Below are 21,720 nucleotides of genomic sequence, written 5' to 3' on the forward strand. Positions count from 1 at the left end.
TTCAAAGGCGCGAGATGGCTGCAGCCTCTTTTTTCGGCAACGCGCGGACCTGCGTCGTCAGCCAAATGGGAAGCTCCTCACCTGTCGCAGCCTCCTCGTCCGCTTTGGCCTGCCCGGTCTTGTTGTCAACTGTCGGTTCCGACTTGCTTTTTTGCCAACGCCACCCGCTTGTCTCACCCGATGCATCGACCAATTCGCGCGCATCAGGTTTCAAGGCCCTGCTGACCAGCGAATACCAGCAGTTTTCGTGAGCACCGCGTTTGGGCTCCCAGCCGCATACGATCAATCGGTCTTCTGCTCGCGTCAGGGCGACGTAAAGCAGGCGCCGGTATTCTTCTTCCTGCGCCTGCCTGAGGTCGTCGATTGCCTCGTCGTGCCAGGCTGTTCGATCGGCTTTCGAGGGCAACCAGACCAGGGCAGGTGGCATCAAGTCGTTGCCAAGACGTTTGCGCGGCAAAAACGCTGGGTCGTGAATGGCACTGACGGGCGCAGCACCCGGATCAACCAGAATAACAATCCTCGCCTCCAGTCCCTTTGAACCGTGCACCGTCATGATCCGCACCATGCCCTTGGTGTTTGTCAGCTCGCGCTTGATTTCGGTCGGGGCCGCAGCCATCCAGGCCAAAAACCTTCCAGTCCGGGCGCCGCCGCCTGTTCGTACGCAACTGTCAGGGCCAGAAACTCGTCAAGCACATCATCAACTTCGACCCCCAGCCGCGCTCGGAAGGCCTGACGGCCTCCGTCAGCACCCAAAAGCCTGGCATAGAATTCATAAGGAGGAACGAAGTCGGCCCGCGAACGCCACTCCTCCAGGCGAGCACGCACACCTTGCCATTTTTCTGAGGTGCCAGAGCGTTTGACGAGCATCTGCCAAAGTGTACCGGGGCGAATATCTGCCGCACTTTCCCGGGCAATTTCCAGAAGATCCTCATCGACAAGACCAAAGAGTGGGCTTTTGAGTACCGCGGCAAGCGAAAGATCGTCTTCCGGCAAAAGCAAGAAACGCCCGAGCGCCGAAAGATCCTTGACGGCGATATGATCCGTCAGAACCAACCTGTCGCTACCGGCCGCCGGAATGCCCAGTCGTTTCAGTTCTCGGTTGAGTGCTTCAACAAAGGGTCCACGCTTGCGCACAAGGATCATGACATCGCCGGGATCTGCGGTCCCGTCGCGCATCCACCCGGAAATTTCACCGGCAATTCGGCCGGCGACCTTCAGCATCGGATTGTCGGAACCGACATGGTCTATAGGCTTTCGCCAATCATCGGGTTCTGCAATCTCCGTTTCTGCTTCCAGCGGCCATAAATCGACAATGCCCGGATCCCTGCGGATCGCCTCATGCTTCGGGGCCTCGGCTATCTGTGAAAGGCCCCGGTAAGCCGTTTCATCGTCAAACACCTTGTCGACCGCGCCAAGCACGTCCGGTGTGGAACGGAAGGAAAGCTGCAAATTGACTGAATGAAACTCCTGCTCTGCCGCCGCTGCCTTTTGCGAAAATGCCCGGCGCATTGCATCGAAATAGGCAGGAACCGCACCCTGGAACGAATAGATGGACTGTTTTTCGTCACCAACGGCAAAGAGCGTCCGCGTTCTCTCGTGAGCGCCGCTGCCTGCAAAAAACTCCGATGCGAGTTCCTGGACGACTTCCCACTGACGCGGGCTGGTATCCTGTGCTTCATCGACAAGGATGTGATCAAGACCCTGATCCAGCTTGTACTGTACCCACTGGGCGGCGTCCGACTTCCTCAAAAGCGTCGCCGTCTTGACCACAAGATCTTCGAAATCGAGATACCCTCTGGCCGTTTTTGCAAGTTCGTAGTGGCGGATCACGGCATCGGCAAGACGCAAAAGGGACTTGGTCCCCTCATAGGTCGCCACCTTGCGGCGCTCGGCCAGAAGCGACAGAAGTCTTGCCTGCTCCGCATTCAAGGCATCAATCACGTTAGGAAAACCAGCTGTGATCTTCTTTGTGGCGAGGGACTTGCGCGGCTCAAACTTGGCCGTCAGGAAAACAGGCAACCAGGCTTCACGAAAAGCGGACGTGTTTTCGAGCCTTGCCGCAGCAACAATATCCGCAGCGCGTGCCTGATCTGTCTTTGCACCGGTGTTCAACGCTTCGGCATAACTGAGGCAGCTATTCAAATCGAGACTGCACTCGCTCTTGAACCGAAGGTCAAAAAGATCAAGCCGTGCAGTTGGATCCACCTCCAGCAAACCGGCTAATTCCGCGATCGCCTTTTCAAGATCCCCGGCATCAACCGTCCAGCGACGAAAAGCGTCCCGGTTCTGAATAAGTTCATCCAGAGCTTTCTGAGCCCCGCCGTCGCTCATGAGGTCAATGACGGAATTCAGGGCGGTCCCAAACGCACTTGCCGGTTCCATCTCGGCCTTGTGCAGAACAACCGCCCGGGCTTCGGCCATCAACTCGCTGGCAATCCGGTCGTCCAAAACCGCAAAATGCCCGGCGACATTGGCTTCAAGCGGAAACTGGTGCAACAACGCTTCGCAAAAGCCGTGAATGGTCTGGATTTTCAAACCCCCAGGCGTTTCCAGTGCTTTAGCAAACAACCTGCGTGCAAGCGCCAGGCGCGCGGCACTGGGCTTTCGGCCCTCGATCTCCTCAAGTTCACGCGCAAGCGCTTCGTCTTCGATTGTTACCCATTCTCCAAGGATCTTGAAGACGCGTGTCGCCATTTCGGCAGCCGCTGCCTTGGTGAAGGTCAGCGCAAGAATGCGGTTTGGATCCGTACCGTCCAACAGCAATCGAACAACACGGCGGGAAAGCACGAAGGTCTTGCCGGAACCGGCATTGGCACTCACCCAGGCCGAGGCCCTGGGTCTCGAGGCGCGGTCCTGCCGCTCTTTCGTCAGCTGGGGGATGTCAACGCCGCTCATGCCGGATCGTCTCCGCCGAGAGCCCATTCCTGCGTGCGCGCCAGGTGATCGAAATCGCCGTCCGTCTGTCGGCCGCGCATCACTCTTGCGCGTGACAGATAGCCCGTCTTTTCATCGGCATAATGCGCAATGAGCTGTTCAAGGCGCATCCATGCGTCTTCCGCAAGATCTGCCAGTTCAAGGTCTTTCGGATTGCGCAGGACTTCTATGACCGGTTCCAGGCCACCCTTCAGCTGCAGATAAAGCAATTCGGTCAACGGCGCGTCTGCCGGAACATCCTTGAACCCGAAACGTTTGATCATCGCGGCTTCAAGAGGCAATTGCGGAGCCAGAAGCGCATCAACCTGCTTCTGCGACGGCACCTGCCCGGTTTTGTAGTCGATGACGGCCAGACCTCCTCCCTCCAGGAGGTCAATCCTGTCAGCGCGGCCGCGCAACCGGAACTCAAATCCTGGAAGCTTCAGTTCAACGCCACCGCCAATTTCCAGATACCGTTTTTCCAATGTCTGAGACCGGATTGCTTCGTATCCGACAAATCCCGCTGCGATGCGCTGGAACCGCGGCCACCACAGAGCACGTATGGCAGGGAACGCATCCAGCGGCTGGAAGAGTTCTTCCCCAATCTCCAGAAGGGCCTCGATGGCGCTGCTGTCGAAGGGGCCTTTCCAGCTCGCCAGAAAGTTCGCCAAGGCATCGTGGACAAGATTGCCTTTGTCCGCAGCTCCCGGTTCACCACCAATCGGCTCTACGGGCTGGAGATCCAGTACATGACGGACGAAAACCGCATAGGGATCCCGGATGAGACGCTCGATCTCGGTGATCGAAAGAGACCTCGGCCGCGCAGCGAGCGGTGGGCATGGCCTTGGCCTTGCGGCGGGTGTGACGTTCCCCGGCGGTCGATCAAGACGGCCTGCCAGGGACGTAAAGCGAGCGCCCTGCTGCTCCATGACACGGGCAATATTGGGCCCGGCCAATGTCGTCAGTCGCTGGAGCCAGCGAGACGCAACAGTCGGTGCCCCGTCGGCTCTGGCGGCGCGCGTCAGAAGGACACGTCCAGCCCCAAGTCCTTGCGAAAAATCGTGGGCTGCGGCACCTAGCCGGCGCTCCGGCGGTTCCAGCCCCATGTCTCTTTTCATCGGCCGATTCAGCCAAGGATCGTTTCTGGTCCGTTGCGGCCAGACACCTTCGTTCAAGCCACCTAAAACGGCAAAATCGAATGACTGCAGCCGGGCCTCCATCGGACCCAAAATCTGAACGCGCAGATCGCCGGGCACGCGCCGGCGGACAGCTTCGCCAGACATCAGCGCAGGCAGCACGGAGGACCATTCACGCGGCACGATTTCAAGACCGCTTGATCTGGCGTCCAGCAAGCCTGTCAAGAAACCGGCGAGCGCTTCCCCGGCTTCGCCGGCGAACAATTCATCTACAGACCCGGCTTCATCCACGGCAACTGCCTGCAAAATATCCACATGCCTTCTGGCAAGTTCTGTGACGTCCAGCGGTTTGGAGCTGTTTGCAATCTCCTCCAGCGGCTCAAGAGCTGTGGAGAGACGATCCACCAGGCCCGCGATGACGTCCCAGTCTTCATCATGGATCTTCTTCCAGCGCGGCACATGCGATGCGTTGGCAGCCGCTTTCCGACTGACCTCAACGGCAAGCTTCAAACCCGCAGTGCCGGGGTGCGCTCTTGGTCCGCGCAGAACACCACGTTCAAGCGCGCGTGCAGCGGAACGAATGTCCTTCGCTTTCAAGCCAAGCCGCGCAAGAGGGTGTTTGAGAAGAGCCAAAAGGTCGATCGGATCGCACCCCTCCAACGCCAATTTAGCCGCAAGGATCGCCAATACTGCAGGCGCAGTCTGGTCCAGGGGCCGGCCCGCACTGTCATCCACCTGAACGTTCCAGCGTGCCAACTCGGCGGCAACGCGCCGGGTCAGCATCCTGTCCGCAGAAATCAATGCCGCTTTCTGACCAAGATCAATCGCTTCCCGCAAGGCAATGGCAACGCTCAAGGCTTCGTCGGCTTCATTACGAGCGGTCAGAATTGCGACGTCCCGCAACGCTTTCGCCCGCTCTTGCTCTGGTCGCTGCCGAAGATATTGTGTCCATCCGTCAGATGTATCCGCTGGACGGAGAGCCTCGGAGACCAGCTCTTCGCGCAGCTGCAACTCTGGTGTTCTGGCGCTGCGCAGTGGAATTACATCGGCCCGTGACGCCTTCAGCCGGATCAATAGTTGCTTGAGCGAATATTGCGGATGAGACGGCAGTATCGATGCAGGCTTGGCAGCCCCGATGCGGTCGAGCGCCGGTGCCTGACGTTCCCCGAGTGCCGCCCATGATCGTTCATCAAGATGATGATCGAGGCCAGGCAGCACAATGACACCCTGGTCCAGTCCTGCGACGACTTTCAAAAGTTCCGCGGTTGCGGGTACTGAGCCGGTGACACCCGCAACAATGACAGGCCCCTTTTGCACAGTCGACCTAAGGCGTTCGGCTTCTCTCCTGATCAGTGCCGAGCGGCGTGCTTTCGGGTCCATTCTGCCCAGCTCTGCCAGATGTGCCGGCCAGGCCGTTTGAACGATTTGAAGAAAGTCCAGGGTAATCTGCCAGTAACGCGCATGATCCTCTGGAACCAGCCCACCCAGTCCGGACCAGTCCGCCTCTTCCGTTTCCACTTCGTCCATCAATGTCAAAAGATCTGCGGCGAGCCAGGCCGCGTCGGCAGTCGATGCCGGCAAACCCAGCGGTTCATCGGAACGCAAGCTCAGCGCCTCCCGGCGCAGCATGCCCTTCCAGGCTTTCACCAGCCGCGTCATTGCCAGATGCCGCTCCAGGAGCGGCATGGCGGGCGGCAACGGCTCCAGATCGGCATCACCACTCAGGCCCTGGACGTCTTCATCAGCATCACCAACCGGACGGATGACAGGCAAGAGAACAGGTTTGCCGCCAAATTTTTGCTGAAACAGTTCCGGCAGGAGCCTGGCCGCACGACGCGTTGGCAGGTAGAGGGTGACCTTAGGCAGAAGCAATGGGTCATCAACCGGAAGAAATCCAGGCAAAAGAGATCCGTCGACGAGCGTGTCTACCAGCGTTTTCAGAAATGGAACGGAGGATGGAACGGTGAAGAGGCGCGGTCTTTCACCCATTCGTCAGGCCGCGCTCTCGCGCACTGCATATTCCGCCGCATGGATCGCTTCCGGCGTTCCGATATGAAGCCAGAGCCCTTCCATCTGCACACCGAACAGACGACCATTTTCAATGGCCCGGTCAAAGAGCTTGTTCATCGAAAACGGGCCTTCCGGTGCACCTTCAAAGAGACGCGGATGCAGGATGGTAGCGCCGGCATAAGCGAAGGGAGTCACGCCCTTTTCAAGACGGCGGGTCAACGCACCATCCTTCGCCATGTCAAAGTCACCGCGCCCGCCATATCCGACCGACTTCACCGTTTCGGCGACAAGCAGCAACGCATCCATGCGGGTTTCATCCCAGGCATCGATCATGTGTTCCAGGTTGGGTTTTACCCCTTCAATCCAGTAGCAGGTGTCGGCATTCAACTGGAAAAACGGTTCTTCGCCAAGCAGCGGTAAGGCTTTCTTGATGCCGCCTCCCGTTTCCAGGAGTTGTTCGCGTTCATCGGAAATGAGGATATCCATATCCTGGCGTCGGCGCACATGCACCTCGACAAGATCAGCCAGATAATGGACGTTGACGACACATGTCTTCACACCTGCTGCCGACAGCCGGTCCATGCCATGATCGATCAATGCCTGACCATTCACCTCAATGAGCGGTTTCGGCGTCGTTGCCGTCAAAGGACGCATGCGTTTGCCGAGACCTGCTGCCAGGATCATGGCTTTCGATGGACGGAACCGTGTGTTGGTCATGGATCATGCTCAATTGATAGTAGGCCGGCATCGCACCCTTGCAGGTTCAATGCCGGAAACCGTTGTACCAGTCTTTCAATTCCGACAGATTCGGCCTGTCGAGCACCCGGTCGAGATAGCCTAGCATACGCGGCAAATGGCTCAAATAAGCCGGCTTGCCGTCCCGCCTGGCCAGCCTGACGAAGATGCCGATGATTTTGGAAATCCGCTGTGCTGCCAGCACCGAATAAGCGGCGGAGAACCCAACCTTGTCAAAACCCTGCGACTGATTTTCCCTCAACGAGACATAAGCATCAAATAGGGCTGATTCCAGATCTTGACTGATATCCGTTCGGGCATCGAGCAGCAATGACGCAACATCATAAGCCACCGGACCGAAGACCGTATCCTGAAAATCGATCAGCCCGATCCGGTCGGTTCCGCTTGCGTCCCGCTGCCAAAGCAGGTTGGGCGAATGAAAATCGCGTAAAACCCAACCAAGTTGCGCAGAAGATATGGATCGTAACGTCTTGCGCCATAGGCCTTCAAATGACGCCCGCACGGCGTCGTCAATCGCCCGGCCGGTCTTTTCGGGAACATACCAATCCAGAAAGAGCGACGCTTCGGTGATCAATGCCTCGGATGAATAGCCAGGCACCTGGTAGGTCCGGTTTCCCTCAACCGGAATTGATCTTGGCCAAGTCTCACCATGCATTCGTGCCAGAACTTCAACGGCGGCGTAATACCGTTCCGAGACTGGAGCACCGTTCATGACAATGGTGTCACGGCCCAGATCCTCAGCCAGGACGAGCCCCTTTTCAGGCTCAGCTTTGTAGACCCTCGGCGCCCGAAAACCGCGGTCACGGAGTTCCGTTCCAATCGCCAGAACAGAGCGGCAATCCTGTGCCAAGTGGACTCGCTCCATATAGTTGGAGACGCTTTGAGCGAGCGTGTTCTGGTGAAACGGCCAGCGCATCAGCACAGCCGAGCTGTCATTCGTGGTAACCGTTTCGAAGGTCCGTAACGATGCGTCGCCAGCCAGGAACCGCCGTTCAGCGCCTGGGAACGAAGACTGTTCCAGAAAAGCCCTGATCTCGTGCGTTTCCCGAATTCGATCCTGCCAGGACGGGTCCGAGGCCTGAAACCGGAACACTCGTTTGTCCTCTGCCTCATCGGGCTGGGTGATCTGGATCCATAGGGCCTTTTCCGGCAAGAGTTCCCCTGCCTTCTCCGGCCACTCAATCAATGCCGCCCCGGTTTCCAAAAGATCATCGAGACCCAGCTCTTCAAGTTCTTCGGCTTCTTCAAGGCGGTAAAGATCAAAATGTGACAGGTCGAACCGATCGAACTCATATGTCTGAACGAGCGTAAAAGTCGGACTTGGTACTTCCAGCTCCGGATCGTTTGCGAGGGAACGAACAAGTGCGCGCGCCAGCGTCGACTTGCCAGCCCCCAGGTCTCCTGAGAGGCAGACAACATCGCCGGTTCCCAAGACCACGGCCAGATCATTTGCCAGGCGCTGCGTATTCGCTTCGTCGGCAATCGTCAGTTCAAGAAAAAAGTCTGGAATGGACCGCAGCTGGTGATCTGCCATGTTTGCTCTCTGGCCAGCGATCTATTCGGCAGCGGCCTGGTCCGCCTGTTCAGGCCGAGCCGGGAAAGCGCATGTGACCGTCGTGCCATTGCCTTCATCGGAATCGATCTCAACAGACCCTCCGTGGAGTTCCACGAAGCTCTTGACGATGGCAAGACCAAGGCCCGCACCCTGTCGCCGTGCGCCTGTGTCGTGACCGACAAACCGATTGAAGACCTGTGTCAGGATTTCGGCCGGAATACCGTAGCCATGGTCCTTGACGATGAATTTCACCGTATCGTCTTCACGGCTGCAGCTGACATCGACGACACCGTTTTCCTCAGAATAGCGAACGGCGTTGGCAATCAGATTGAACAGGACCTGACGCAGCCGTTTTTCGTCGGCGATCATCATGCCGATGTCGGCAGGGACCTGCGTCCGCAGATTGATCTTTGCTTCGGCGATCCGGTCCTTCAACCCTTCAACCGCCGCAGAGACCGTTGAGGCGACGTCAACCTCACCGAGGTCCAATTCCATGATACCGGCATCGAGCGTAGCCAGATCAAGAATGTCGTTGATGATGGCGAGCAGTGCAGAGGATGAAGACTGGATATATTCCGCGTATTCGCCCTGCTTTTCGGAAAGTTCGCCAAATTTCGGATCGGCCAGAAGCTGGGCAAATCCGATGATGTTCGTCAGCGGCGAACGCAGCTCATATGACACATGCTGGATGAAGGCGTTTTTGATCTGGTCTGCCTGCTGCAGAGCCTCGTTCTTTTCAAGCAGTGCCCGCTCGACATTCACGCTATCGGTCACGTCGACGAAAGTGACAAGCGTGCCACCGTCCGGCAGAGGTACCGTTGCGTAGTCCAGAACGTCACCATTGTGCCGCTCAAGACGACTGACATTTTGAGTGCGGTTGTCCAGAAGGCCGGTGACGTTGCCGGCAAGCAGATCCCAAGCCTCTTGCTCCGTGTCGCTCAGAACACAGGCTGAAACAACTTCTTTCACATGCGGAAGTTCCGCCAGTTGGTCTTCTTCAAGGCCCCAAATGCGGCCGAATGCAGGGTTCCAAAGTCGAAGGCGCCCGTCCGAGCCGAACACGGCAACAGCTTCAGACAGATTGTCGAGCGTTTCGCCCTGAACCCTTGTGAGCGCATTGTACCGGCTTTCCAGATCCAGCTGCTCAGTCACGTTCTCATAGATATAAGTGACGCCGCCTTGCGGATGCGGATTGGCGATCACGCGTAAGGTGCGTCCATCGGGCAGGTGCCACCAGCTTTCCCGCGCTTCAAGAGACTGGTAGCTCTCCAGCATCTTGTTGCGCCAGACCCGGTAGTCGGCCTGTTCGGGCAGCTTGCGTGCGGCACGGAGTGCGTCGAGTACGGCACCGTCTTCCGGCTGGCCTTCCAGGAAGGACGGGTCCAGGTCCCATAGCTGACGGAACGCCGCATTGTAGAATTGCAGTTTTCGATCGCTGCTGAATATCGCGACAGCGGCCGCCAGCTGGTCAAGTGTCCGGCCGTGAAATTCTTCGGCACGGCCCATTTCCTTGCGGGACTGCTCCAGCTCACTGATGTCCACGGCAATACCGGCCCCGCCGACATTCGCATTGACATCAGTGACTTCGAAGACGCGGCGTTCACCAGACGCCACAATTGGAATGCGGGCGGAAAAGCAACCGTCCTCTGTTCGCTTCACAGCCATAGCGGTGCGGGCTGCCGCATCAAGGAAAGTGGCCCCCTTCTTAACGGCTGCATCTGCCGTCGGCATCTCGACCGCTTCTGCATAGGCCGCGTTTGCCCAGATCAGATTGCCCTCGGCATCTCTTTGCCAGGCAGGTGCCGGCATGGCGTCAAGCAATGCGTGCAGCATATGCAGCTCGCCCGAAATCTTGGCGTTGCGTGCAGCAAGCTCGGCTTGCATTTGCCGTTCGCCTGTCAGATCACGTAATCGAAGCACCACAGCACCGCCCGTCGTACGGCCAAGCGCCTCGACATAGCTGCCGGTTCGGGTCTTCAATGTTGTGGTGAAGGCTTCTCCCGTCCGGAACAACAGATCCAGATGCCTTTCCAGATCTCCCGCGCATTTGGCTGTCAGCCAACTGCCGAAGGCCAGCAATTGTGCCGGAGGACGCGGAACACCGGATGTTTCGGGAAGGATGCCCCAAATCTGAGGCATTGCACCATTGCCGGTCCAAACAATCACCCGCTGTTCATCGGTGTTGAGCATGGCTTCAAGCCGGTCTACCCGGAACTTGAGGTCGCTCTTTTCCTTTTCCAATGCACTGGTAATCTGGGCCGACTGCTTACGATGGCGAACGAGTGCGATAGCAGCGGTTACGGCAAATGCGCAGATGCCACCAAATGCACCAAACAGGATCATTGCACCGGGATTGATTGCAGCGGCGGTGTCGGCGAGCATGTCGGCTGAGGCCGGAACGCTGGACAAGCCAAAGGCCGTCAACGCCGTACCACCAAGCGCAACTGTTTTCGGACTCCAATCTCGCCACGTCGCGCGTGATCGCGCGCCGTCCCTGCTGCCTTTCGGCATCTTATGATCCCCTTAGTGCCGCCTTGACCCGTTTTTTGCGGGCTGCAGCTCCCGGATTCTGGGAGCAAATCAAAGACATCTGCCTCTTGGCCTTTGATTCGCTTAAACCATAACCTTTTTGAGAATCACGCAGAAGAGTCCGTTGCTGAAAAGTTAACAGGACCCTTCAAATTGAAGGGTCCTGCATTTTTTTGTTCACAGCACCGAATCGAGGCGATCACTACATCTAGTGTATCGCCAATCGAAAATCAGTACTTGTAGTGTTCTGACTTGAACGGACCAGCCTTATTAATCCCCAGATATTGGGATTGCTCGTCGGACAATTCAGTTAACGTGACACCAAGTTTTTCCAAGTGCAGGCGAGCGACCTTCTCGTCCAGGTGCTTGGGCAGCACATAAACTTCGTTCTTGTACTCGTTGCCTTTGGTGAAGAGCTCGATCTGCGCCAGAACCTGGTTGGTAAAGCTTGCAGACATCACGAAGCTCGGGTGGCCGGTTGCGTTGCCGAGGTTCACCAGACGTCCCTGCGACAGAAGGATCATCCGCTTGCCATCCGGAAACTCGTACATGTCCACCTGATCCTTGACCGGGCGAAGCTTTGTGTTCTTCAAAGCGGCAACCTGGATCTCGTTGTCGAAGTGGCCAATGTTACAGACGATCGCCATGTCCTTCATGCCACGCATGTGGTCAAACGTGATGATGTCCTTGTTTCCGGTTGCGGTAACATAAATGTCGCCTTCCGGCAGCGCCTGCTCCATGGTCTTGACTTCAAATCCGTCCATGGACGCCTGCAGTGCACAGATCGGGTCGATTTCAGTGACAATCACGCGTGCACCCGCGCCAGCCAGTGACTGGGCAGAACCCTTGCCGACATCGCCATAACCGCAGACCACGGCAACTTTGCCGGACATCATGACGTCAGTGCCGCGGCGGATACCGTCGACCAAAGATTCGCGGCAACCGTAGCGGTTGTCGAACTTGGATTTGGTGACACTGTCATTGACGTTGATCGCCGGGAACGGCAAGGAGCCGTTTTTCTGCATTTCGTAAAGACGCAGAACACCGGTTGTGGTTTCTTCCGAAACGCCCTGAATCAGGCTCTTTTGCTTCGTGAACCAGCCCGGGTTTGCAGCCATGCGCTTCTTTATCTGCGCAAAGAGGCATTCTTCTTCTTCAGAAGTCGGATTTTCGATGAGACCTGTTTCTCCGGCCTCAACACGCGCGCCAAGAAGGATGTACAGCGTTGCGTCGCCGCCATCATCGAGGATCATGTTCGCACCTTCGGGGAAGTCGAAGATCTTGTCGGCATAATCCCAGTATTCTTCCAGCGTTTCGCCCTTGATGGCGAAAACCGGAACACCTGCTGCTGCAATGGCTGCTGCTGCCTGGTCCTGCGTGGAATAGATGTTGCAGGACGCCCAGCGAACTTCAGCACCGAGTGCGACCAGCGTTTCGATCAATACCGCTGTCTGGATGGTCATATGCAATGACCCGGCGATACGAGCGCCCTTGAGCGGTTTGCTTTCACCGAATTCAGCACGGCAAGCCATCAGGCCTGGCATTTCGTGTTCGGCAATTTCAATCTCGGTGCGGCCCCAGTCGGCGAGCCCCATATCCTTGACAATGTAGTCGGTCATAAATGTGTCCTGCTGTTTGAGCCAGCGTTAAAGGCCAGGCCTTGAGAAGGGCAATGAACCAGCCGATTACTTGAAACGAGACAAGCATGGCGGCAGCCCCAGGCTGATTTCCGGAAAACCTTCCGGAAATCCTGCGGCGGTTTATACCCGCCTCACGAACATGACGCAATAAAGATATAAAGAATTCTTTATATCATTTAAATTTCCTTACCTGATCTCAGTTCAGCAGTTCAGTGAGAATGTCGAAGGTAACGGAAACATCATCATTGGCTTCAGCAGAAAGGTAAACGACTGTCACACCACGGTCCGCAACATGGCGCACATCAGCGGAAAACCCGACATCTCCGCCCGAGTGGCCTACCACCTGTCCCAGATCAGGCTCGGTTTCAATTTCAATTCCCATGCCATAGCCCTCACCGATCGGGTCTTGCAGCAGACGCATGACACTTTCCTGGTTCAAGACGTCCCTTTCGTTAAAAAGGGCAAAATAGAATGCGGCGATGTCTTCAGCGCTTGCTACCAGTCCACCATCGCCAAACCCGAAACCTAAGAGCAAGTCATCAACAGACTGGAGGCCGCCGCCGAAATCCTCATTGCCCTGAACAAAGTCTTCCGGCCCTAGACCGAACCCGAGTACCTGCACATTTTTGATACCGATCGGTAAGAAAATATTTTGAGCGAAAACCTTGTTCATCGAAGAGCCGGTTGCCTCTTCAAGAATGATTTGTGCCAGCAGATAGTTTGTATTCGAATAGTCATAGGCGTTCCCAGGAGCAAAAAGATGCTTCTCATCCGCGATCGTTCCAGCTGCCCAGTGAAGAACCTCTTTGGCGGTCTCGCCAGCCACGACCCTTCTCAGGCTTTCCAGATAATACGCTTCATCCAGATAGTCCGGCAGCCCACTCGTCATGGTGAGTAGATGAGCAATGGTCAGATGATCCTTGCCATCCAGAACGTCAGCAATGTCAGACGGCAGCCATTTTGACACTTTGTCATCAACATCCAGAAGGCCCTTTTCGTTGAGCTGCAACAAGGCGACGGACAAAAACAGCTTGCCGAGCGAAGCGGTCAGAAAGCGACTGTCCGGCGTGGTCGGTGGACCAGATGGACGTTCCTCGCCACAGGTCAGCCAAGCCTTCGCATCAGGTGTCTGGACATAGAGCACCCGAGCCGGGCCAAGCGCCGAACAGTCCGGCCCGTAGATGTCACGAAGTAGCTCTTCCAGATCGTCTGTTGAGTGCGCCTGCAGTGGCTGCAGGAAAACAACGCTGACAATCGACAAAAGACATGCGAGACGGGACGGGCTGCACATGACGAACTGACCTTAATTTCGGTAGAGGTCTTCACGTGTCGGCGGCATGCCGGACAGGCCTTTGGTTCGCCGGGAGGTCACCGTCTGAAAAATTCCAATCGAGCCGCGTTCAAATCCCAGCGAAACGCCGATCAGATAGGCCAACCAAAGACGGTATTTCTCTTCGCCAATTTCCGCTATGGCAGCATCCTTCACCGCCATCAGGTTCTCGGCCCACAGCCGCGTGGTTCTGGCGTAGTGCTCGCGCCAGGCTTCCACATCGTGCACCTCAAAGCCATGAGCCTCGAGATTGGTCAAAGTCCAACCGATATGGTCAACCTCGCCACCAGGGAAGATGTAACGCACAAGCGCCTGATATTCCGGCTTCTTGCGGCGAAAGGCCTTCAAATCCTTCTTGCCGCGCCTGGTGATTGCATGGTGGAGGTAAAGTCCGCGCGGCTTCATAAGGCGATGCACGCTCTGGAAATAGTTGTCATAGTTGTCGAGACCGACAGCTTCGAACATTCCGATGGAAGAAATCTTGTCGAACTTGCCCTCCATCTCGCGATAGTCGATCAGCTTGACCGTGACCTTGTCTTCCAGTCCGCGCTCTTTGATCCGTTCCTCGGCGAGTTTCAGCTGCTCTTCGGCCAACGTGACCCCAACAGCGTTGACGCCATAGTGTTCGGCAGCGTGACAGATAAGCGCTCCCCAACCACAGCCGATATCGAGCATGCGCTCACCGGGCTTCAGCCGCAGTTTGCGGCAAATCATGTCCAGCTTGTCTCTTTGCGCTGTCGCCAGATCGTTCGACCAGTCGGTGAAATAGGCGCAAGTGTAGACCATCTCCGGATCGAGAAAGAGCCGATAGAAGTCATTGGAAACATCATAGTGAAAGGCAATGTCGTCCTTTCGACTGCCTGAGCTGCGGTCTGCTGCACGCCCAGCGTCCAAACCGTCGGTCTGCCCCTTACCGGCATTGCCGCCCAATAGCAGTGGCAATGCGTTTTTCAAAAGCAACCTCTTCCTGAGCCGCTTCCGAATTTCTCGGCCTTTGACCTTGGGCCTCTTGTCCGCGAAATCGAAAATCGTGCCACCGCGCGGATCGATCCTGCCTTCCGAGTACAGATCTACAACTGTCTTGATGCCGGGACGGCGCAACAATCGCGTCAGCGCCGTTTGACCGAGTGCGATCCGCATTCCATCTTCCGGCATTCCTGCAGGCACGCGGCTTCCGTCCCAGAGTTCAAATCCGAACTCAAGCTCGAGCGCATCGTGAATATGGGTCAAAACCGCCGTTGCAGATGAAATCAATCGGTCTTCGGAGTTACCTGCCATCGTTCTCCTCAATAAAGCTGACGGGAATGGCCCGAAGTTGCGGAATGGGCAATAAGTTCAGTCGGTCTCGCCGAAGCCGCTTTCAACCAATTCTGAAATCGCAGTCAAAGCCTCTTCAGCGTCAACACCGGCAACGCAGACCTTGATGCAGCACCCCGGGCTGGCAGCCAACATCATCAATCCCATAATCGACGTGCCACCGACGGTCTGACCATCTTTGGACACATTGACATCAGCCTCGAAGGTTTCGACCAGTTTCACAAGTTTAGCCGAAGCCCGCGCATGAAGGCCGCGTCGGTTGACAATGGTGAGATCTCTTTCCAACGGTGTGTCTGTTGTCATGTTTTTTTTATTAGTTCTGTCCCGACAGCACCTGACTTGCAACGGAAATGTATTTTTGCCCTGCCTGGCGGGCCTCATCGACGGCGTCTGCCAACTCGCGGTCTGCCCTGACACTGGCCAGCTTGATAAGCATGGGCAGATTGACCCCCGCGACCACTTCAACAGACTTGCTGTCCATGACCGAGATTGCCAGGTTTGAGGGTGTTCCGCCGAACATATCGGTCAGCAAAACCACGCCCTTGCCGGAATTGGCCGCTTCGACCGCCGTCAGAATGTCCTGCCGACGCTGTTCCATATCATCATCCGGACCAATGGAAATGGTTTCGACCTGTTCCTGGGGCCCGACAACATGCTCCAGCGCCGCCTTGAATTCCTCGGCGAGACGCCCGTGGGTCACAAGTACTAGTCCAATCATGTGTCGTTCGGCCTGACTATCGTGTGTTATCTGCTCAGAGTTCCGGTCAGAACCCGGAATGCGCCGGGCGTTTATCAGTCTGATGCACTCTCTTCAACCGTTTGCAGACATGCAAGCAAAAAAGACCTTCGATCCCTCAAATATAATCAAGGTTGCCGGGAAGCAGCTTGCGAAGGGCCCAGCGTATCATGCGCATGCTGTTGAAAGGTTGATCGGCTGGACATTTGAGGACCGGAAGCTGGATGCCCTCCAGCACCACATGGTCCAGGCAGCTTTCAGGCAAACGTTCCAGTTCCTGCAAAGGCTGAAGGTCGATAACAAGGTGCACCTGTGCTCGGCGTTCAAAAGCCTGTTCGACAAGTCCGAAACCACGCACTTCCATTCGCCCGCGGATCGCCTCTGGCGCTTCAGCGATAAGCCGCGCACCCTGCACACTCAAATGAACGTAGTCGTCAGAGACGAGGCGCCCGAAGTTTCCCCGCGACAAGGCCGCTTCTATCAAGAGGTCACACAGCGAAGTCTTGCCGCTTCCGGCATCTCCCCGGATCAGCAATCCGATCGTGCCGACAATGGCGCAATTCGCATGGACTGCACCAGCTGTCACTTACCCGGTCCAAGCGGCAGATAAATAGCAAACCTTGCCCCGGCGATTTTCTGGCTGCCATCCGCGCCCTGCTCAATTCGATTCGTCGCCGTCAAGGTGCCGCCATGCGCCTCGATGATCTGCCGTGAAATCGACAGGCCGAGACCTGAATTGTTTCCGAACCCTTCCCCGTCTGGCCGGTCGGTATAGAAGCGTTCAAAAATCCGGTCGGTGTTTTCTGCGCGGATGCCGGGGCCGTCGTCATCGACCATGATCTTGAACCCACGCCCCTCCCGGCTGAGGTCAACCCGAACTGTTCCGCTTGGAGGTGAAAACGAACGAGCATTGTCAAGAAGGTTGCTCATGACCTGACCCAGGCGAATATCATGGCCTTGCATTTCATAAGGCTTGACCCCTTGTGCATCTGCGACCGCCAACTTGACACTGGCACCTTCAGAACCGGCCATCTGATTGGCCGCGTCTGCCATGTTGCGCAGCAATTCCGCGATATCGATGGTTTCGGCCTGGATTCTGGCAAGCTCCGCATCAAGACGCGAGGCGTCGGAAATATCGCTGATCAACCGATCGAGACGGCGGACATCGTGCTGAATGACCTCCATCAACCGATCCTGGGAGTTTTTCGACTTTGCCAGCGGCAGCGTTTCAACGGCACTGCGCAGAGAGGTCAGCGGGTTCTTCAATTCATGCGCAACATCCGCCGCGAACCGCTCAATTGCATCGATCTTGTCGTAGAGTGCATTTGTCATTTCACGGAATGAACGAGCCAGGTGGCCGATTTCATCCTGACGATCTGAAAAATCCGGGATCTCCTCGCGCGAAGCCGAAGACCCCCGCCGCACGCGGTCGGCTGCCGCGGCGAGGCGGCGCACCGGTCCGGCGATCGTTCCTGCCAGCAGGATAGACAACAGGATCGTCACGGTAGCCGCAAACAGGAAGACCCTGATGATCGCTATTCGCTCGGCCCGTACGATGGCATCAATATCGCCACCCTGTGTGGAGAGCAGCAATGCTCCCAAGACCGCACGGAACCTCTGTATCGGAACGGAAACCGAGACAATCAACTCCCCCTTTGGGAGATTCGCGTCACACTCGCCGGTGACCCGGCAAGCGCCGCTTCGACTTCCGGATACGCCCGACCGTCGCCTCCGCCAACTTCCTGATAGAGCGGCAGGTCACCCTGCTGAAGCCAGCGCTTGGTCCATTGCCAGAGCGCATTCCAGAAGCCTTCTTCCTCGGCCGTTGGCGGCGGCAGGTCAAAGCGCAGGATCTGAGCGCTGGAATAAAGATGCCGGGAATCAAGGATCAGGATGCCTTCAGGGTCATAGATCCTGGCACGGGTCTTTGTCGGCGAAATCAGACGGCGCAGTACCGGACCAACACGTTCGGGATTGATCGGAAAGTCCAGACTGTCGAGATCATCCGTTGTCGGCGTAATGCTTTCGCCGGCCTGTAGCTGCAACAGGCGCTCAGGATCTACGGTGATTGTGCCTGTATCGACCGTGGCCGAGGCTGCAATCGCGCCAGCAATGATTTCACCTTGTGTGAGAAGGCTTTGAACACGGGCATCAATCAGACCCGCGCGAAACTGATTGAGGTACAAAATGCCGATCACGAGCGCCAGCAGACCGACAAGGTTGATCGCGATGATCCGGCGCGTCAGAGACGAAAGGACATAAGTTCCGAAGATCCGGCCCAGCTGATTGAGAAGACGTCTGCGGATGCGCTTGTTGCCGAGCCGTCGCAAGCGCGAGCGCTCCGAACCGTTTGCAGGTTCAGTTGCCGTGCCGTCTTCGACGCTCTCGCTTTCAACCGCCATTCAGGCTCGCTCTAAGGTATTTGGACCTTCACCGTCCAGTCAGGCTTCCCGGAACCGGTAGCCAACACCATAAAGTGTTTCGATCATGTCGAAGTCGTCGTCAACAACCTTGAACTTTTTCCGGAGCCGTTTGATGTGGCTGTCAATGGTCCGGTCGTCGACATAGACCTGATCATCATAGGCTGCATCCATCAAAGCGTTTCGACTTTTTACGACACCCGGGCGCTGCGCCAGGGCGGACAGGATCAGGAATTCGGTGACCGTTAGCGTGACCGGCTTGTTGTTCCAGGTGCAGGTGTGCCGCTCCTGATCCATAACAAGCTGGCCGCGTTCCAGCAGTTTGTCGGCGTCATCACGCGGGGCGGAGGCATCCTTTGGCTGCGCCCGGCGCAACACCGCACGGACACGCTCGACCAGTAGACGCTGCGAAAACGGTTTGCGGATAAAATCGTCTGCACCCATCTTCAGACCGAACAACTCGTCGATCTCATCATCTTTCGATGTCAGGAAGATAACCGGTAAATCGGAGTTCTGGCGAAGCCGGCGAAGCAACTCCATCCCGTCCATGCGCGGCATCTTGATATCGAAGATCGCCAGCTCCGGCGGGTCGGTCTGCAATCCATCCAAAGCCGATGTTCCATCGGTATAAGTCTGGACGCGATAACCTTCCGCCTCCAGCGCAATTGAGACTGAAGTCAAAATATTACGGTCGTCATCGACCAAGGCAATTGTCGGCATGCTTTGTTTTTCCATTTCCGGCTACGCACCGATGGCAAGCTTTAGTGTATCACACAGCGTTTGGCCTGCTAAATGCGCATAAATTAAGGCAAACCGCATGAAGAGATGCGTTGAAAATCTGAAAGTCGCCCTAATCGAAAGCATTGATGGAGTGCGCGCCGAGAAAATTCAAGATGTCGCGGACGACGTGGTCAATAAAGGACTTAGACGCGACCCGGCAAAGAGTACGGACGCAGATTCGAGCACATTGATACGCGAGTTTAGCGCGTTTTCTTTCGAATTTTCCGCCAATCCGAACATTCCGAAGGTTTCGGTTTTTTATTCGCATTCCAAATTAAACATTGGAAAATAAACGTAGGATTTTAATCGATTAAACAATGACATAGCACTTTTGGTGGTCTTGCTGCCCCATGGGCATTCCACTAGGTTCGCAGCCCTCAACGCCGGATCTGTTCACTTTTTTGCTTGTCCGGCAGCGACAAACACGCCCACATCACGAGGACTGCGGGAACATGAAAGAAGTCGGTGTCAGGAATCCTTCCAAAGGTTGCGATATTTTTGGTTTCAAGGGCCTGAAAGCGCTCTATTGGAACCAGAACGCGCCTGCACTTTACGAATATTCTCTTTCTCGCGGTGAAACCCGGCTTGCAGCCGGTGGTGCAATCGTTGCCGAAACCGGCATTCACACTGGCCGCTCCCCGAAGGACAAATTCGTCGTGAATGACGAAAGCACCAGAAATACGGTCTGGTGGGACAACAATGCACAAATGTCCAAGACGCAGTTCGATCAGCTTCTGTCAGATTTTCTTCAGCACGCGGAAGGAAAGGAGCTGTTTGCACAGGACCTTTATGGGGGCGCCGATGCGACACATCGTCTACCGGTACGCGTCTTCACCGAATATGCCTGGCATTCGCTCTTCATTCGCAACCTTTTGCTGCGCCCAGAACTTGGCGAACTCGACGGCTTCGATCCTGAGATGACAATTGTCGATCTGCCAAGCTTCAGAGCCGATCCCGACAAACACGGCTGCCGTTCGGAAACTGTTATTGCCTGTGACCTAACCCGAAAGATCGTTCTGATCGGGGGTACGTCCTATGCCGGTGAAATGAAGAAGTCGGTCTTCACGATGCTCAATCACCTGCTGCCGGCAAAGGGCATTATGTCAATGCACTGCTCGGCGAATGTCGGCGCTGATGGTGACACCGCGGTTTTCTTCGGTTTGTCAGGCACCGGTAAAACGACGCTTTCAGCCGATCCTGGCCGAACGCTGATTGGCGATGACGAACACGGATGGAGCGAAAGCGGTGTCTTCAATTTCGAAGGCGGCTGCTATGCCAAGACCATCAAGTTGTCCAAGGAAGCCGAGCCGGAGATTTATTCCACGACACAGCGCTTTGGCACAGTCCTTGAAAATGTCGTGCTCGATGCCGCGCGGGTACCGGATTTTGACGACGGGTCAAAGACCGAAAACACACGTGCCGCCTATCCGATCCACTTTATTTCCAACGCAAGCGAAACCGGCTGCGCGCCGGTGCCAAAAACCATCATCATGCTGACGGCAGATGCGTTTGGCGTGATGCCGCCCATCGCGCGCCTTACACCGGCACAAGCCATGTATCACTTCCTGTCCGGATACACGGCGAAGGTTGCTGGAACCGAGAAAGGCGTCACCGAACCCCAGGCGACATTCTCTACCTGTTTCGGCGCACCATTCCTGCCCCGCCATCCGTCAGAGTATGGCAACTTGTTGAAAGAGCTTATCGCCAAGCACAATGTCGATTGCTGGCTGGTCAACACCGGCTGGACAGGAGGCGCTCACGGAACCGGCCATCGCATGCCGATCAAGGCCACACGCACTTTGTTGCAGGCCGCGCTTTCCGGAAACCTGAATGGCGCTGAATTCCGAACGGATCCCAATTTCGGTTTCGACGTTCCTGTTGAAGTTTCCGGTGTCGAGACAAGAATGCTCACGCCACGGGATACATGGGCCGACAAGGACGCATATGACGTTCAGGCATCGAAACTCGTTCAGATGTTCGTCGACAATTTTGAGACTTATGAAGCCCATGTCGACGGCGCTGTGCTGAGCGCGGCTCCAGCCTTGAGGGTCGCCGCTGAATAAAAGCCCAACAATATTGTCCCACCCAACTTGATCGGCGCCGGGCCTCCCGGCGCCGTTTTTCTTTTGGATCCACTAGCATTCAAGGCCGCACACATCACCCAAGGCCAACTAGGACTTAAGCGCACTTTCTTAGCTGTCAGAAAAGCCTATATTGGGACGCCCCGCGACTGAACCGGGCTCACGAAGGAGCGCTTTTCATGACCACCGAAACATCCTCGATACCCGACGTTCTGAAAACCGCCGAGGCCTGGCGGAATTCCGGTCGGCCGGTAGCGCTGGCCACAGTGATAGAGACCTGGGGCTCAGCTCCTCGTCCCGTTGGCTCGCATCTGGTGATCGACGCAGATGGCAATTTCGAGGGATCCGTCTCGGGAGGGTGCGTGGAAGGCGCTGTCGTTGCAGAGGCAATCGATGTGATCGATACCGGCCGGCCGACCACCCTTGAGTTCGGCGTTGCCGATGAAACCGCATGGCAAGTCGGGCTTTCCTGCGGTGGCCGCATTCGTGTTTACGTTGAACCTGTCAACTGACTTCA

Annotated in this window: 15 protein-coding genes and 1 pseudogene; 2 read left to right on the top strand and 14 right to left on the bottom strand. The window is 56.4% G+C overall.

Features of this window, described 5'->3' with window-relative positions:
* Position 1: 1 nt before the first annotated feature.
* The 14 genes and pseudogenes from ACZ1HV_RS13460 to ACZ1HV_RS13525 all read right to left on the bottom strand — a co-directional run bounded on the left by ACZ1HV_RS13460 (position 2) and on the right by ACZ1HV_RS13525 (position 19,062).
* Entirely contained in the window at positions 2-616 is a 615-nt protein-coding gene (locus ACZ1HV_RS13460) for a 3'-5' exonuclease (RefSeq protein ID WP_472718352.1), read from the bottom strand.
* Positions 580-2,895: a double-strand break repair helicase AddA gene (addA, locus tag ACZ1HV_RS13465; RefSeq protein ID WP_472718353.1), complete on the bottom strand. Its 2,316-nt coding sequence runs from the start codon at positions 2,893-2,895 to the stop codon at positions 580-582. The genes ACZ1HV_RS13460 and addA overlap by 37 nt, the downstream gene beginning before the upstream one ends.
* Entirely contained in the window at positions 2,892-6,038 is a 3,147-nt protein-coding gene (gene addB, locus ACZ1HV_RS13470; RefSeq protein ID WP_472718354.1) for a double-strand break repair protein AddB, read from the bottom strand. Before addB ends, addA begins: the two co-directional genes overlap by 4 nt.
* A 3-nt stretch (positions 6,039-6,041) precedes the next feature.
* Positions 6,042-6,776 carry a nucleotidyltransferase family protein gene (locus tag ACZ1HV_RS13475; RefSeq protein ID WP_298962303.1) on the bottom strand — a complete coding sequence of 245 codons (735 nt, stop codon included), beginning with the start codon at positions 6,774-6,776 and terminating at the stop codon, positions 6,042-6,044.
* 46 nt (positions 6,777-6,822) lie between these two features.
* Positions 6,823-8,349, bottom strand: a complete 1,527-nt coding sequence (gene tsaE / locus ACZ1HV_RS13480; protein ID WP_472718355.1) for a tRNA (adenosine(37)-N6)-threonylcarbamoyltransferase complex ATPase subunit type 1 TsaE — start codon at positions 8,347-8,349, stop codon at positions 6,823-6,825.
* 21 nt (positions 8,350-8,370) lie between these two features.
* Positions 8,371-10,881, bottom strand: a complete 2,511-nt coding sequence (locus tag ACZ1HV_RS13485) for a PAS domain-containing sensor histidine kinase (protein WP_298962309.1) — start codon at positions 10,879-10,881, stop codon at positions 8,371-8,373.
* Between the two features lie 248 nt (positions 10,882-11,129).
* Positions 11,130-12,518, bottom strand: a complete 1,389-nt coding sequence (gene ahcY, locus ACZ1HV_RS13490) for an adenosylhomocysteinase (RefSeq protein ID WP_298818895.1) — start codon at positions 12,516-12,518, stop codon at positions 11,130-11,132.
* Between the two features lie 217 nt (positions 12,519-12,735).
* On the bottom strand, positions 12,736-13,830 hold the full coding sequence (locus ACZ1HV_RS13495; RefSeq protein ID WP_298818893.1) for a serine hydrolase domain-containing protein: 1,095 nt from the start codon (positions 13,828-13,830) through the stop codon (positions 12,736-12,738).
* Between the two features lie 12 nt (positions 13,831-13,842).
* The gene (locus tag ACZ1HV_RS13500) at positions 13,843-15,147 is read right to left on the bottom strand and encodes a class I SAM-dependent methyltransferase (protein WP_472718356.1); all 1,305 of its coding nucleotides are present in this window, start codon (positions 15,145-15,147) and stop codon (positions 13,843-13,845) included.
* 57 nt (positions 15,148-15,204) lie between these two features.
* Positions 15,205-15,489, bottom strand: a complete 285-nt coding sequence (locus ACZ1HV_RS13505) for an HPr family phosphocarrier protein (RefSeq protein ID WP_298818889.1) — start codon at positions 15,487-15,489, stop codon at positions 15,205-15,207.
* A gap of 10 nt (positions 15,490-15,499) precedes the next feature.
* Complete coding sequence (locus ACZ1HV_RS13510; RefSeq protein WP_298818887.1) at positions 15,500-15,904, bottom strand: PTS sugar transporter subunit IIA; 405 nt, start codon at positions 15,902-15,904, stop codon at positions 15,500-15,502.
* Positions 15,905-16,040: 136 nt separating this feature from the next.
* Positions 16,041-16,508 (bottom strand): HPr kinase/phosphorylase, encoded by a 468-nt coding sequence (locus ACZ1HV_RS13515; RefSeq protein ID WP_298818885.1) that lies wholly within the window; start codon positions 16,506-16,508, stop codon positions 16,041-16,043.
* Positions 16,505-18,324, bottom strand: a pseudogene (locus tag ACZ1HV_RS13520) (stimulus-sensing domain-containing protein). Before ACZ1HV_RS13520 ends, ACZ1HV_RS13515 begins: the two are co-directional and overlap by 4 nt.
* 39 nt (positions 18,325-18,363) lie before the next feature.
* Positions 18,364-19,062, bottom strand: a complete 699-nt coding sequence (locus tag ACZ1HV_RS13525; protein WP_298818881.1) for a response regulator transcription factor — start codon at positions 19,060-19,062, stop codon at positions 18,364-18,366.
* A gap of 512 nt (positions 19,063-19,574) precedes the next feature.
* Between ACZ1HV_RS13525 and ACZ1HV_RS13530 the strand changes: the two genes are divergently transcribed.
* Positions 19,575-21,185, top strand: coding sequence for a phosphoenolpyruvate carboxykinase (locus ACZ1HV_RS13530; RefSeq protein WP_472718357.1), 1,611 nt, complete (start codon positions 19,575-19,577; stop codon positions 21,183-21,185).
* 197 nt (positions 21,186-21,382) lie between these two features.
* On the top strand, positions 21,383-21,715 hold the full coding sequence (locus ACZ1HV_RS13535) for an XdhC family protein (protein WP_152503925.1): 333 nt from the start codon (positions 21,383-21,385) through the stop codon (positions 21,713-21,715).
* Positions 21,716-21,720: the final 5 nt, after the last annotated feature.

This window comes from Roseibium sp. JB4-4 (genome assembly GCF_055693425.1).